The sequence below is a fragment of the Nocardioides sp. Soil_C_8 genome, from assembly GCF_057656315.1.
In genome coordinates this window covers 630,477-644,575 of the sequence record NZ_JBDGKQ010000002.1, presented here as the reverse complement: position 1 = coordinate 644,575, position 14,099 = coordinate 630,477, and the positions used below count along the sequence as shown (strand labels likewise).

Sequence of the window (14,099 nt, the reverse complement as noted above, 5' to 3'; positions counted from 1 at the left end):
CGAGCAAGGCTCACCCCTGTGCCGGGTGGGATCCGGCCTTTGCCACCATGGCCGGGTGGACCAGCAGGACGGACGACCGCGCGCCCAGGACGAGGACGATCCACAGGCCGAGCTGGAGGCCCGGCTCGAGGCCGAACGGGCCCGGGAGATCCACCTGACGATGGACCTCTGCCTGCGCATCGGGGAGATGCTGCTGTCGTCCGGTGCGGGCGCAGCTGACGTCACCGCGACGATGCGCTCGGTCGCCGACCACCTGGGCCTGCGCGCGGCCGAGATCGACGTGACGTTCACGGCCCTGTCGATGAGCCACCAGCGGTCGTCGGACGACGTACCGACTCTCATGCTGCGCCACGTGCAGCAGCGCGACATCGACTACGAGGACCTGACCGCGGTCGACCACCTCGTGCGCGACGTCCTCACCGACCGGGCCGACCTCTACCTCGCGCGCTCGCGGATGGCCACCATCGTCTCCCTCGGGCACGCCTTCCCGCGCTGGGCCGTGACCGTCGCGTGGATGGTGATGGCGGCAGCCGTCGGCGTCTTCCTCGGCGGTGGCCTGGTGGTCTCGCTCGTCGCCGCCGTGGCGGCCGCGCTCATCGACCGGGTGCAGATCGTGCTCGCACGCCGGCGGCTGCCCTACTTCTACCTGCAGGTCGCCGGCGGCGCGATCGCGACGCTCCTCGCGGGCGCGGTGGCCGCGACGCCGATCGAGGTGGACCCGTCGCTGGTCGTGACCGCCAACATCATCCTGCTGCTCGCCGGGATCGGCCTGATGGGCGCCGTGCAGGACGCGCTCACCGGCTTCTACCTGACCTCCAGCGCCCGCCTCATCGAGGCGATGATGGCGACGGGCGGCATCATCGCCGGCGTCGCGCTCGGCCTCGCGGTGGCAGACGGGGTCGGGCTCGAGCTCGGCCAGCTCGTCCCCGGCGCGTTCGGGGTCTCGGAGCTCCCGGCGGTGATCGGCGGCGCGGCCGTGTCCGCGGCCGCCTTCAGCGTCGCGTCGTACGCCCCCCGGCGTGCCGTCGCCCCCATCGCCCTCACCACCGGCGCCGCGGCGCTGATCTCGCAGGGCATCACCGCGCTGGGCTTCGGCCGGGTGATGTCAGCGGGTGCGGCGGCGTTCTTCATCGGCCTCGTGGCGTACGCCGTCGCCGGCCGGGTGCGGGTGCCGCCGCTGGTCGTGGCGGTGCCGGCGATCGTGCCGTTCCTGCCCGGTCTGTCGATCTACCGCGGCCTCACGTTCCTCGCCGAGGGCGGCTTCTTCGTCTCCCAGGGCATCCTCGCGCTGATGACCGCGATCTCCGTCGCCATCGCGCTGGCCTCGGGCGTGATCCTGGGTGAGTACGTCGCCCAGCCGCTCAAGCGGGAGGCCCGCAAGCTCGAGAGCCGGCTGGCCGGTCCCCGCCTGGTGGGGCCGTACCGGGCGATGACCCGGGCCGAGCGGCGCGCGCTCAGGCGGTCGTCAGGCGACTGAGCTCCGCCAGCCAGCGCTGGTGGGAGCCGTCGTACGGCGCCACGCCGGCGCGCACGGCCGCGACCAGCTCGTCGCAGCTGGCCTGCGCCGCGGCCACGACGTCGGCGGGGTAGCCGTAGGCGACCTGGTGCTCGGCGAACTCGTCCTCGTCGTCGACGAAGATCTCGCCGGCCGCGCGCCCGGCCTCGACGGCGGCGTCGTAGACCCTCTCGGGCAGCGGGTCGGACAACCGGATGACGTCGAGGTCGAGGTCGACCGCACGCAGCACGCCGTCGTCCCAGGACGCAGGAGTCGTGACGTCGACGTACAGGTCGCACCAGATCCCCGGCGCCTGGAACGTCGGCAGGTGCCAGCGGTCGCGCTGGACCAGCGTCACGCAGGCCACCTCGGAGTGGAACTCGTGGCCGGGACGCTGGTTGTGGGTGCCCGCGGGGAACCCGAGCCACTCGCCGTGCTCGTCCGCACCGAGGTAGACACCGTCGAACCGCCAGTGCGGCCGGTCGCCCCACTTGCTCATCTCGCAGCGGATGGCGGTCCCGGGATCCATGGACCTCAACCTAGGCGACCGGGCACTTCCTCGCGCCAGGAGGCGCCGACCGGGCACTTCCTCGCGCCAGGAGGCACCGACCGGGCACTTCCTCGCGGATGAGCATGCCGCTAGCGCGAGGAACCGCCCGGTCGGCGGTGTGAAGCGCGAGGAACCGCCCGGTCGGCGGTGTGAAGCGCGAGGAACCGCCCGGTCGGCGGTATGAAGCGCGAGGAAGTGCCCGGTCAGCGGGTGCGGGGGGCGAGGCGGGCGATGACGTCCTGGTAGCGGGCGCCGAGGATGCGGCCGAGCTGGTGGATGACATGGGCGTCGAGGCCGACGAGCACGCGCGGCTTCCCGGCGAGGGCGCCGTCGAGGATGATCTCGGCGGCCCGGTCCGGCGGCATCTTGGCGAGCTTCTTCTCGAAGAGCGCGTCGACGCGGGCGGCGTCGAGCCCGGCGGCCTTGCGGCCGTGGCGGCTGATGCCGGTGCGGATGCCACCGGGGTGGACGCAGGTGACCGTCACGGGGTGGCGGTTGACGAGCATCTCCTCGCGGATCGCCTCGGTCAGCCCGCGGACGGCGTACTTGGTGGCGTTGTAGGCCGACTGGCCGGGCACGGACACGAGCCCGAAGAGCGAGGAGATGTTGACCAGCGCGCCGTCGCCGCTCGCGACGAGGTGGGGCAGGAACTCCTTGGAGCCGTGGACCACGCCCCAGAAGTTGATGCCGACGATCCAGTCCAGGTCGTCGTAGGTGAGGTCGGTGAAGTCGCCGGTGGCGCTGACGCCGGCGTTGTTGACGACGAGGTTGACCCGTCCGAGGTCCTCGACCACGTCGGCGGCCCACGCCGCGACCGCGTCCCGGTCCGAGACGTCGACGACGTCCTGACGGACCTTCGTCGCACCGGCCTGCTCCGCCAGCGTGACGGTCTCGGCGAGGCCGTCGCGGTCCCAGTCGGACAGGGCGAGGAGGGCGCCCGCCCGCGCGCTCCGGACCGCGAGTGCGCGGCCGATCCCGGATCCGGCACCGGTGATCACGACGACCTTGTCGGCGAGGGTGGTCAGGCTCATGGGATGAATTGTAACTCGCGTTTACGGCGTGGTGGAGGGCAGGACGACGGCGATCGTGGTGTCGCCGGGGCGGCTGTCGAGCGTCACGTCGCCGCCGTGGGCGGCGACGATCGCCTGCACGAGGGACAGCCCCAGGCCCGCCCCGCCCCGGGAGCGGGCGGCGTCGCCGCGGGTGAACCGCTCGAACGCACGGGGCGCGAGGTCGGGGGCGAAGCCCGGGCCGTCGTCGTGCACCGTGAAGCCGGCGCCGGTGGGGCCGGTCGTGCCGGTCACCGTCACCGTGCTCCCGGGCGGGGTGTGCTTGCGGGCGTTGGCGAGCAGGTTGCTCACGACCTGGTGCAGGCGGGCCGCGTCGCCGGTCACGGTGATGGGCTCGTCCGGCAGCGACAGGCGCCAGGACCGGTCGACGTCCACGACCCGCGCGTCGTCGACCGCCTCGAGCAGCAGCCGGGAGAGGTCGACGGGACGGCGCTCGAGCGGACGACCCGAGTCGAGGCGCGCCAGCAGGAGCAGGTCCTCCACGAGCGCCGTCATCCGCGCCGACTCGGTCTCGACCTTGTCGAGCGCGGTGCCGCTCGTCTCGGGCCGCTGCCGGGCCAGCTCGGTGTATCCGGCGATGGTGGCGAGTGGCGTCCGCAGCTCGTGCGAGGCGTCGGCGACGAACTGCCGCACCTGCTGCTCGCTGCGGTGCCGCTGCCCGAGCGAGTGCTCGACGTGGTCGAGCATGGCGTTGAGCGCCGAGCCCACCTGGCCGACCTCGGTGCGCTCGTCGGTCAGGCGCTCCGGCACCCGGTCGGCCATCTCGATCTCCCCGGACGCCAGCGGCAGCTCGGCGACCCGGTGCGCCGTGGCGGCGACCTCGCGCAACGGTGACAGCTGGCGACGTACGACGACCGTGCCCGCGGCGCCGGCGAGCGCCACGGCGCCGGCTCCCACGACCACGACGATCGTCACCAGCCAGGCGAGCGTCTCGTCGACCTCCTTGGTCGGGAGCCCGGCGAGCGCGGTCGCGCCGGTGGGGCTCCCGGCTGCCACCAACCGGTAGGTCCCCAGGCCCGGGAGGTCCACCTCGTGCCCGCGGCCGTCGGTGGGCACGTCGGCGAGCCGGTCGAGCACGTCGCTCGACAGCGCCTGCTGCTCGACCCCGCCCTGCGCGCTGTCCTCGACGACCGAGCCGTAGGAGCTGCCGGCCGGGCCGGCGAGCACGGCGGTCAGGGTGCCGGTGCGCTGGCCGCCGGGGCCTCGGTCGTCCCCCCGCGGGCCCGGGCCGAAGTCGTGCTGCGGCCCGAACTCCCGGAACAGGGAGCCCTGCACCTCGTCGTCGAGCCGGTCGGTGAAGTAGTCCTTCATCACCAGCGTCGTCGCCGTGCCGATGACCGCCGCGGTCACCGCCACGAGCAGCACCACCACGGCGACGAGCCGGGCGGTCAGCGTGCGGGGGATCCGGGCGGCGAACGTGGTCACGACGCCGGCTTCAGGACGTACCCCGCGCCCCGCATCGTGTGGATCATCGGCTCGCGGCCGGCGTCGACCTTCTTGCGCAGGTAGGAGATGTAGAGCTCGACCACGTTGGCCTGACCTCCGAAGTCGTACTGCCAGACCCGGTCGAGGATCTGCGCCTTGCTCAGCACGCGCCGCGGGTTGCGCATGAGGAAGCGCAGCAGCTCGAACTCGGTGGCGGTCAGGGCGATCTCGTCGCCGGCGCGGTGCACCTCGTGGCTGTCCTCGTCGAGCGTGAGGTCGCCGACGACCAGCACGTTGCCGGCCTCGGCCTGCGCCGCGGTGCCGCCGCGCCGGATCAGGCCGCGCAGCCGGGCCACGACCTCCTCCAGCGAGAACGGCTTGGTGACATAGTCGTCGCCGCCGGCGGTGAGACCGGCGATGCGGTCCTCGACCGCGTCCTTGGCGGTGAGGAAGAGGACGGGTACGTCGCTGCCGTCCGCGCGCATCCGGCGCAGCACCTCGAGCCCGTCGAAGTCCGGGAGCATGATGTCGAGCACCACGGCGTCCGGCCGGAAGTCGCGCGCGGCGGCGACCGCGTCGCCCCCGCTGTGCGCCATCCGGAGGTCCCAGCCCTCGTAGCGGAGCGCCATGGCGAGGAGCTCGGCGATGTTGACCTCGTCGTCGACGACGAGGACGCGCACGGGGGAGCCGTCGGGGCGGGTGAGCTGCTGCACGGGCAGCATCCTGCCGAGGCAACCTGTGAGGTTGCTGTGCGGGGCCTGTCAGCTGGCTGCCCGGTTGAGCCGGGCGGCCTCGCGGGTCAGGTGGGTCCGTTCGGCGAGGTTCGTCGCGAGCCCGGCAGCCTCGGCGTAGAGCCGCGCCGCCGTCGCGAGGTCGCCGTCCTTCTCGTGGAGGTACGCCGCCGCGGCACGGTGGCGCGGCAGGTCGGGGTCGACCTCGGCGAGCGCCGCGAGCCCGGCCCGGGCACCGTCGGCCTCACCCACCGCCACCGCCCGGTTGAGCCGCACGACCGGGCTGCCGGTGAGCGCCAGCAGCTCGTCGTACCACTGCACGACCTGCACCCAGTCGGTCTCCGCGGCGCTGGGGGCGTCGGCGTGGAGCGCGGCGATCGCCGCCTGGAGCTGGTACTCGCCGCGTCGCTGGCGGGCGAGCGCGGCCTGCAGGACCTCGACGCCCTCCTCGACGAGCGCGGTGTCCCACAGCGAGCGGTCCTGGTCGGCGAGGGGGACGAGCGTCCCGTCGTCGCGCAGCCGGGCCGGACGCCGTGCGTGGTGGAGCAGCATCAATGCGAGCAGTCCGTCGGTCTCCGGGTCCCGCCCGTCCCGACCGTCGGCCAGCGCCGCGAGCTGGCGGGTCAGCCGGATCGCCTCGGCGGCGAGGTCGACGTCGCCGGAGTAGCCCTCGTTGAAGACGAGGTAGAGCACACGCCGCACGGTCGCGAGGTCGCCCGGCCGGTCGAACGACTCGCCCGAGACGGTCCGCTTCGCCCGGCTGATGCGCTGCGCCATGGTCGCCTCGGGCACGAGGTAGGCCTCCGCGACCTGCCGGGTGGTCAGGCCGGCCACGGCCCGCAGGGTCAGCGCGACGGCCGAGGTCGGCGACAGCGTCGGGTGCGCGCACAGGAAGTACACCTTCAGCGTGTCGTCGGCCGTCTCGGTCGGTCCCTGCTCGGGCTCGAGGTCGACCGCGACCTCGCGCCGCTGCCGCGCCGTCTCGGACCGTACGACGTCGAGGAAGCGCCGCCACGCGACGGTGACCAGCCAGCCCTTGAGGTCGCGCGGCGGCTCCGCGGATCCTGCCCCGAACGTGCGCCACGCCTCGACGAGCGCCTCCTGCACGGCGTCCTCGGCCGTCGCGAAGTCGGCTCCGCGGCGGACGAGGACGCCGATGACCGCCGGGACGAGCGGTCGCAGCGTCGCCGACTCGAACGGGGTGGCGTCGACGGGAGGCACCGGCTCAGGCGTCGGTCGCGGACGGTGCGCCGTAGAAGGGGCGCACCTCGAGCCACTCGTGGATCGGCTTGCCGTCCTTGCCCGGGGCGAGCGAGAGCTCGCCGGCCAGCTCGACGGCACGGTCCCAGCCGTCGACGTCGACGACGTACCACCCGGCGATGAGGTCCTTGGTCTCGGCGAACGGGCCGTCGGTGGCGGGCTGGCGCTGCTCGTCGGCACGCACCCACGCGCCCTCGGGCGACAGGGCCTGCGCGTCGACGTACTCGCCGTTGGCCTCCAGCTTCTTGCCGAAGTCGGCCATGAACTGCATGTGCGCGTCGACCTCCTCCGGAGCCCACTGGTCCATCGGGGCGTCGTTCACGGTGGCGGGGGCGCCGCGGTAGTGCTTGAGGATCAGGTACTTCGGCATGTCGGTGCTCCTTGTCAGGTGCGGCCCATTCTGACCGCGTCCACCCCGGGGACGGAGCCGCTCGGCAGTTCTCGACATCGCCGGGAGGACTTTTCTCGCGGTGTCTCCGGGCGGGCCCTGGGCGGCCTCAGGGCGGTCTGGGCGGGCTCTGGGGCCGCCCACAGGTCGCACACAGGTACGACGCGCACGCTGCGGCCATGAGCGACGACAAGCCCCCCGCCGGCAGTCCCGGCGACGAGACCCAGCCGGTGCGCCCTGCGGCCGCGCAGTCCGCACTGCCCACCCCGCCGCCGACCGAGGACGCGCCTCCTGCGCCCGCCGAACCCGTTGCGGCCGGGTCAGGACGGCGTGGCTTCCGCGACCGCCTCCGCACGCTCCGCTCCTCCGACGGCAGCCGGACCTTCGGCCTCGCCGCCCTCATCGCGTCGGCGCTCGCGGGCGTGATCGTCGGGGGCCTCGGCGTGACGGCGGTCCAGGCAGTCACGGACGACCACCACGACCGCGACGGCTGGATGCAGCAGCGTGGACCGATGGGCCGTGACGGTGACGACTTCGGTGGCCGGGGCCCGATGCACGGTGGCCCTCCGGGCGTGCCCGGCCAGGTCCAGCCGACCACGCCGCCGGACGACGAGGAGGGCTCGAGCTCCTGACGCGGTGACCGGCGGCGAATTCGGTTGCCGTCGTGGGCGAGAATGGCGCCCGTTGTGAAGATCACCTATCCCGCCGAGCTCCCGGTCTCCGCGCGCCGCGACGACATCGCCGCCGCCATCCGCGACCACCAGGTCGTCATCGTCGCCGGCGAGACCGGCTCGGGGAAGACCACCCAGCTGCCCAAGATCTGTCTGGAGCTGGGCCGCGGCAAGGGCCGTGCCGACGGCGGTGGCCTGATCGGGCACACCCAGCCGCGCCGCATCGCCGCCCGGTCGGTGGCGGAGCGCATCGCCGAGGAGCTCGGCACCGAGCTCGGCGACGTCGTCGGCTACCAGGTCCGCTTCACCGACCGGACCTCGAAGGCCAGCCGCATCAAGCTGATGACGGACGGCATCCTGCTCGCCGAGCTGCAGCGCGACCGCGACCTGCGCAGGTACGACACGATCATCATCGACGAGGCCCACGAGCGCAGCCTCAACATCGACTTCCTGCTGGGCTACCTCAAGCGCCTGCTGCCGCGCCGGCCCGACCTCAAGGTGATCATCACCAGCGCCACGATCGACGTGGAGCGCTTCGCCGCGCACTTCCGCGCCCCGGTGGTCGAGGTCTCGGGTCGTACGTACCCGGTCGAGGTCCGCTACCGACCGCTGATGGAGCTGCCGGAGGACGACGAGGACGGCGAGCCGGTCCAGCGCGACCAGACCGAGGCGATCCTCGACGCCGTCCGCGAGCTCTCGGCCGAAGGCCCCGGCGACGTGCTGGTCTTCCTGCCCGGCGAGCGGGAGATCCGCGACACCGCCGACGCGTTCGACGCACTGCAGGGCTCGTCGGGAGGGGCGAACCGCCTCGAGATCGTGCCGCTCTACTCCCGGCTGAGCGCGGCCGACCAGCACAAGGTGTTCTCCAGCCACTCCTCCCTCGTGCGCCGCGTGGTGCTCGCCACCAACGTCGCCGAGACGTCGCTGACCGTCCCCGGCATCCGGTACGTCGTCGACACCGGCGTCGCGCGCATCAGCCGCTACTCGGTGCGCACCAAGGTGCAGCGGCTGCCGATCGAGCCGATCAGCCAGGCCTCGGCCAACCAGCGCTCCGGGCGCTGCGGCCGCGTCTCGGAGGGCATCGCGATCCGGCTCTACTCGGAGGAGGACTTCGAGGCGCGCCCGGAGTTCACCGACCCCGAGATCCTGCGCACCAACCTCGCCAGCGTCATCCTCCAGATGGCCTCGCTCCGGCTCGGCGACATCGCCCGGTTCCCGTTCGTCGAGCCGCCCGACCGCCGCAACGTCAAGGCCGGCACCGACCTGCTCGAGGAGCTCGGCGCGGTGACCGTCGCCGACGCGCGCCCCCGCCTGACCAACACCGGTCGCCGGCTGGCCCGCCTGCCGATCGACCCGCGGCTGGGCCGGATGATCCTGGAGGCCGAGCGCCTCGGCTGCCTGCGCGACGTCCTCGTCATCGCCGCCGCGCTCTCCATCCAGGACCCGCGCGAGCGCCCCGAGGAGCAGCGGGCGCACGCCGACCAGCTGCACGCCCGCTTCAAGCACGACTCCAGCGACTTCCTCACCTGGCTCAACCTCTGGCGCCACATCAGGCAGCAGCAGCGCGAGCTGTCGTCCAGCGCCTTCCGCCGCATGTGCAGGCGTGAGCACCTCAACTACATGCGCATCCGCGAGTGGCAGGACTACGAGTCCCAGCTGCGCCAGGTGTGCAAGGAGCTCAAGCTCGACCTGGGCCGGACGGGCAGCTCCGAGGGCGGAGCGGCGTACGACGAGGACGGCATCCACCAGGCGCTGCTCTCCGGCCTGCTCAGCCACATCGGTGCGCTCGAGGAGCGCGACAAGGCCAAGCCCGGGGAGCGGCGCCCGATGCGGGAGTACCTCGGCGCCCGCAACGCCCGCTTCGCGGTCTTCCCCGGCAGCGTGCTGAAGGGGCGCAACCCCGACTTCCTGATGAGCGCCGAGCTGGTCGAGACCTCGCGCCTGTGGGCCCGGCAGAACGCCGCAATCAAGGCCGAGTGGGCCGAGCGCCTCGGCGCCCACCTGGTCAAGCGGACCTACTCGGAGCCGCACTGGTCGCGCAAGCGCGCCGCGGTCATGGCCCGCGAGCGGGTCACCCTGTACGGCGTCCCGCTGGTCGCCGACCGCCTCGTGCAGTACGGCCAGATCGACGCGCCGCTCGCACGCGAGCTCTTCATCCGCCACGCCCTCGTCCAGCGGGAGTGGGACTCCCGCCACCGGTTCCTCGCCGAGAACACCCGCCTCCTCGAGGAGGCCGAGGAGCTCGAGCACCGCGCCCGGCGCCGCGACATCGTCGTCGACGAGGAGACGCTCTTCGAGTTCTACGACGCACGCGTCGGCGCCGACGTCGTCAGTGGGCAGCACTTCGACCAGTGGTGGAAGCGCGCGCGGCAGAAGAAGCCCGACCTGCTCACCTTCGACCCCGAGATGCTCACCCACGACACCGCGGGCGAGGTGCGCGCCAAGGACTTCCCGACCGAGTGGCACGACAGCGACGAGGCCGGGCTGACCTTCCCGATCAGCTATCACTTCGAGCCCGGTGCCGCCGACGACGGGCTCACCATCGACGTCCCCGTCGCCACCCTCAACCGGATCGAGGCCGACGACTTCTCCTGGCTCGTGCCGGGGCTGCGCGAGGAGCTGGTCACCGAGCTGATCCGGTCGCTGCCGAAGAACCTCCGGGTCGCGATGGTGCCCGCGCCCAACACCGCCCGCGAGTTCCTCGACGCGACGCCGCCGGGGGCCGAGCCGCTGCTCGACGCCCTCGAGCGGTTCGCGCGGAGCACCCGGAGCCTCGTCATCGCGCGCGAGGCGTGGGACTGGTCCAAGGTGCCCGCGCACCTGCGACCGACCTACCGCGTGGTCACCGAGGAGGGGGTGGAAGCGGGTCGCGGCAAGGACCTCGACGCGCTGAAGGAACCCCTGCGGCCGACCTTCGAGCAGGCGATGGCCGACGTGGCGTCCGACTCGGGCGTGACCGCGACCGGCCAGACGGGGTGGACCTTCGGCACGGTCCACGAGTCCTTCGTCCAGCGCCGAGCGGGCCACGAGGTCCGGGGCTTCCCCGCCCTCGTCGACGAGGGGTCGACCGTCGGCCTGCAGGTGCTCGCGACGGCCGACGAGGCCGCGGCGCACCACCGCCTCGGCGTACGCCGCCTCGTGCTGCTCGCGCTGGGCCCGGCCGACCCGGTCGACGACGTGCTCGCCGCGGCCGGCCTCGACCAGCGCGCCAAGCTCGCCCTCGTCGGGTCGCCCTACCCGTCGGTGGCCGACCTCCTCGACGACGTGCGCGCCGGCATCGTCGGCGAGGTCGTCGACCAGCACCCCATCGTGCGCGACGCGGCGGCGTACGAGGCCGTGGTCGCCGCCTCCCGCGAGGCCGTCGCCTCGGGACTGGGGCCGGCGGTGCACGACGTGATGCGCGTGCTGGAGGCGTGGCGCACCACCGACAAGGCGATCTCCGGGCGGGCCGACCTGATGACGCTCCCGGCCCTCACCGACATGCGCGCCCAGGTGGGCCGGCTGATGGAGCCCGGCTTCGTGGGGGAGGCGGGCGTACGACGACTGCGCGACTACCCCCGCTACCTCGCCGCCGTGACCCACCGCCGCGAGCGACTCGAGAGCCAGGTCGCCCGCGACCGGCAGCTGATGGACCAGCTCGCCGGACTCCAGGAGGCGTGGCTGCACGCCGTCGCCGCGCTGCCCGCCGGGCAGCCGGTGCCGCAGCACCTCCGCGACGCGCGGTGGCTGCTGGAGGAGTACCGCGTCTCGCTCTTCGCCCAGCAGCTCGGGACGGCGACGAAGGTCAGCGACCAGCGCATCCGCAAGGTGATGGCGCGCACCGGTTGAGCGCGCTCCGGGCCGTGGTCGCCCGCGACCCGCGCACTCGACCTAGGGTGGAGCGATGACCGGCCGCACGCACCACCGCCCGATGACGCCCGGCGACGGGTTCTTCGCCGACATCGTGGGGGGAGCCGACCCCGCCCAGGTGCGGGAGGCCGGTGACCTCGCCGCGACCGTGCTGGTGCGCGGCGCCCGGGAGTCGCACGACCCCGGGCTGGCCGAGCGCGTGGTCCGCCTCGCCGACACCGAGGGCCTCGAGACGCTGGCCGAGGTGTGGTCGGGCGCTCCCGCGGACACGCTGGCGGGGAGCCTGTGGCGGCTGTTCCTCCTGCGCTCGTGGGTGCACGCCAGCCCCGACCAGGTCGCCGCCGACTACGAGGCCGGGCAGCGCCGTGTCGACGTCGCCCGCGTGGTCGCGGGGGTGGCCGACCCGCCCGGCCCCGACGAGCTGCGCCGGATGGTGGACGACGTGCTGCGCGGCATCACCCGCGGCGACTTCGCCGTCACCCTCTTCCGCGCCTCCGCCTTCGCGCGCATCGTGGCTGCCGGCCGCGCCGCGCTCGGCAGCGCCTCGCACGAGGAGATCTCCCGGATGCTCACCCTGTCGGAGCAGCTCGAGGCGGCGGGTCACGTGGAAATCAGGGACTCGCTCGCCTGAGGCGTTAAAATATCCGTGAGTGCGTCGGGCTGTGGCAGCCCCGGGTCCCACAATTAGCCGCTACGAGCGGCCACGCGCCGTGAGGCGCTCCCGGTCCGGCGCACTCACTCACGTCGGTCTCGGTCTACGCTCCGGGCGTGAGCATCGGCAAGCGCCTCGGCGCGTTCATCTCGGGCATCTCCAGGGCCGGCGCGACCGCCTCGGCTCCCACCGCACGCGACGCGACGTACGCCCCCGAGCGTGACGGTGAGCCCGACCCGGGCGAGGTCGTGTGGGCGTGGGTGCCCTACGAGGACGACCCCAGCCAGGGCAAGGACCGGCCGGTGCTGGTCCTCGACACCGCCGGTGACGACTGGGTGGGGCTGATGCTCAGCAGCCAGGACCACGACCGCGACGCCGAGGACGAGGCCCGATGGGGGCGCCACTGGATGGACGTCGGAACCGGCGGGTGGGACTCGCAGGGGCGGCCCAGCGAGGTGCGCCTCGACCGGTTGATCCACCTCACACGCGGCGCCGTACGGCGGGAGGGGGCCGCGCTCGACGAGACGATCTTCACTGCCGTCGTGGCGGCTCGGCGTGGTCTGTCCCGATAGGGTCTGGCCGTGTCTCGCTCCTCCTTCCGCCGCAACGCCCTCCTCGCGACCGCCCTCACGGTCGCGCTGACGACGGCCGCATGCTCCGGGAGCGCCGAGCCCGAGTCGCAGCCGTCGAAGCCGCCGGCCTCGTCGGGCAAGCCGACCGAGAAGCCGCGCGAGGTCACCTTCGGCGCCTACGGCACCGACGAGGAGGTCGCCGCCTTCCAGAGCGTCGTCGACTCCTTCAACGCCTCCTCCACGACCCGCAAGGTGACCCTAAAGTCGTGGCCGGACCACGAGTCCGCGGTCGCCGACGTGCTCGCCGGCAACGCCCCGGACGCCTTCCTCACCTCGCGCATCGACCTCGACCAGCTCGTCGAGGGGGAGGCGCTGCAGCCGGTGAGCCTGCTGCTCGACGAGCGGGGCGTCGACTTCGGTGACCGCTTCTCGCGCGACGCCGTCGATGCCTTCGCGATGGACGACGAGCTGCAGTGCATGGCGTACTCGGTGTCGCCGATGGTCATCTACTACAACACCGAGATCATCGACTTCGACCGGATGGAGCGGCGTGGGTTCGACGTGCCGACCGCCAACTCCGAGGGCAGGCGCGAGCGCTGGACCCTCGCGCAGTTCGGCGCCGCGGCCCAGTTCGCCAGCCGTCGCGGCGACCGTCGCGGGGTCTGGATCGACCCGACGCTGCAGGGCCTGGCGCCCTTCATCTACTCCGGCGACGGCCAGGTGTTCGACGACGACCGTGAGCCCACCTCGCTCGCCTTCTCCGACGACAACACGCGCGAGGCGCTGAGCGAGACGCTCGCGATCCTGCGCGACTCCGCGCTCACGCCGACCAACGCCCAGCTCGCCCGGGCGACGCCGGTCCAGCTCTTCAAGCGCGGCGAGCTGGCGATGATCGCGGGCTTCCGCAACCTCGTGCCCCAGCTGCGCGACGCGGAGGACCTCGACTTCGACGTGCTGCCGATGCCGACCATCGACAACCGCGCGACCGTGGGCGACATCAGCGGGCTGTGCATCTCGGCCGACTCCGAGGTGGTCAACGACGCCGCCGACTTCATCGCCTACGCCGTCTCCGACGCGGCGATCGCCACGGTCGCCTCGACCGGCTACATCGTCCCGGCCAACACGTCCGTGGCAGCGTCGGACGACTTCCTCGCGCCCGACGACGAGCCGGCCAGCTCGGAGGTCTACAACCAGAGCATCCGCTACATGGTGGTCCCGCCGTTCATCGACCAGCGCGAGGAGCTGATCGAGGCCGTGACCCCGCTGCTCGAGCAGCTCGTCACCGCCCCGGGGCCGCTCGACCTCGAGGGTCTGACCGAGGAGATCGACCTGACCTCGCAGGAGATCCTCTCGCCCGAGGAGACCGAGTCGCCCGACGAGTCGGACACGACGGAGCCCACCGAGGACCCCAGCGAGTCGCCCTCCGAGTGAGGCGG

Annotated in this window: 12 protein-coding genes; 6 read left to right on the top strand and 6 right to left on the bottom strand. The window is 73.1% G+C overall.

Features of this window, described 5'->3' with window-relative positions; genetic code table 11:
- Positions 1–55 precede the first annotated feature (55 nt).
- Positions 56–1,477: a threonine/serine exporter family protein gene (locus AC3A3L_RS12905; RefSeq protein WP_487640434.1), complete on the top strand. Its 1,422-nt coding sequence runs from the start codon at positions 56–58 to the stop codon at positions 1,475–1,477.
- Here the strand turns inward: AC3A3L_RS12905 and AC3A3L_RS12900 are convergent.
- From AC3A3L_RS12900 to AC3A3L_RS12875, 6 genes are all read right to left on the bottom strand, one after another.
- A complete protein-coding gene (locus AC3A3L_RS12900) occupies positions 1,455–2,024 on the bottom strand; it encodes a DUF402 domain-containing protein (RefSeq protein WP_487640433.1) in 570 nt (189 codons plus the stop codon). The genes AC3A3L_RS12905 and AC3A3L_RS12900 overlap by 23 nt on opposite strands.
- 224 nt (positions 2,025–2,248) lie before the next feature.
- Positions 2,249–3,076 (bottom strand): SDR family NAD(P)-dependent oxidoreductase, encoded by an 828-nt coding sequence (locus AC3A3L_RS12895; protein WP_487640432.1) that lies wholly within the window; start codon positions 3,074–3,076, stop codon positions 2,249–2,251.
- A 21-nt stretch (positions 3,077–3,097) separates the two neighbouring features.
- The gene (locus tag AC3A3L_RS12890) at positions 3,098–4,540 is read right to left on the bottom strand and encodes a sensor histidine kinase (protein ID WP_487640431.1); all 1,443 of its coding nucleotides are present in this window, start codon (positions 4,538–4,540) and stop codon (positions 3,098–3,100) included.
- The gene (locus AC3A3L_RS12885; protein ID WP_487640430.1) at positions 4,537–5,262 is read right to left on the bottom strand and encodes a response regulator transcription factor; all 726 of its coding nucleotides are present in this window, start codon (positions 5,260–5,262) and stop codon (positions 4,537–4,539) included. Before AC3A3L_RS12885 ends, AC3A3L_RS12890 begins: the two co-directional genes overlap by 4 nt.
- A 39-nt stretch (positions 5,263–5,301) precedes the next feature.
- Entirely contained in the window at positions 5,302–6,492 is a 1,191-nt protein-coding gene (locus AC3A3L_RS12880; protein WP_487640429.1) for an RNA polymerase sigma factor, read from the bottom strand.
- Between the two features lie 4 nt (positions 6,493–6,496).
- Positions 6,497–6,901: a YciI family protein gene (locus tag AC3A3L_RS12875; RefSeq protein ID WP_487640428.1), complete on the bottom strand. Its 405-nt coding sequence runs from the start codon at positions 6,899–6,901 to the stop codon at positions 6,497–6,499.
- A gap of 197 nt (positions 6,902–7,098) precedes the next feature.
- Here AC3A3L_RS12875 and AC3A3L_RS12870 point away from each other — a divergent pair, with 197 nt between their 5' ends.
- The 5 genes from AC3A3L_RS12870 (at position 7,099) to AC3A3L_RS12850 (ending at position 14,094) form a co-directional block, all read left to right on the top strand.
- On the top strand, positions 7,099–7,551 hold the full coding sequence (locus AC3A3L_RS12870) for a hypothetical protein (protein WP_487640427.1): 453 nt from the start codon (positions 7,099–7,101) through the stop codon (positions 7,549–7,551).
- 42 nt (positions 7,552–7,593) lie between these two features.
- Positions 7,594–11,418 carry an ATP-dependent RNA helicase HrpA gene (hrpA, locus tag AC3A3L_RS12865; RefSeq protein ID WP_487640426.1) on the top strand — a complete coding sequence of 1,275 codons (3,825 nt, stop codon included), beginning with the start codon at positions 7,594–7,596 and terminating at the stop codon, positions 11,416–11,418.
- A gap of 55 nt (positions 11,419–11,473) precedes the next feature.
- Positions 11,474–12,070: a hypothetical protein gene (locus AC3A3L_RS12860; protein ID WP_487640425.1), complete on the top strand. Its 597-nt coding sequence runs from the start codon at positions 11,474–11,476 to the stop codon at positions 12,068–12,070.
- 137 nt (positions 12,071–12,207) lie between these two features.
- On the top strand, positions 12,208–12,663 hold the full coding sequence (locus AC3A3L_RS12855) for a type II toxin-antitoxin system PemK/MazF family toxin (protein ID WP_487640424.1): 456 nt from the start codon (positions 12,208–12,210) through the stop codon (positions 12,661–12,663).
- 9 nt (positions 12,664–12,672) lie between these two features.
- Positions 12,673–14,094, top strand: a complete 1,422-nt coding sequence (locus AC3A3L_RS12850; protein WP_487640423.1) for an ABC transporter substrate-binding protein — start codon at positions 12,673–12,675, stop codon at positions 14,092–14,094.
- The last annotated feature ends 5 nt before the right edge of the window (positions 14,095–14,099 follow it).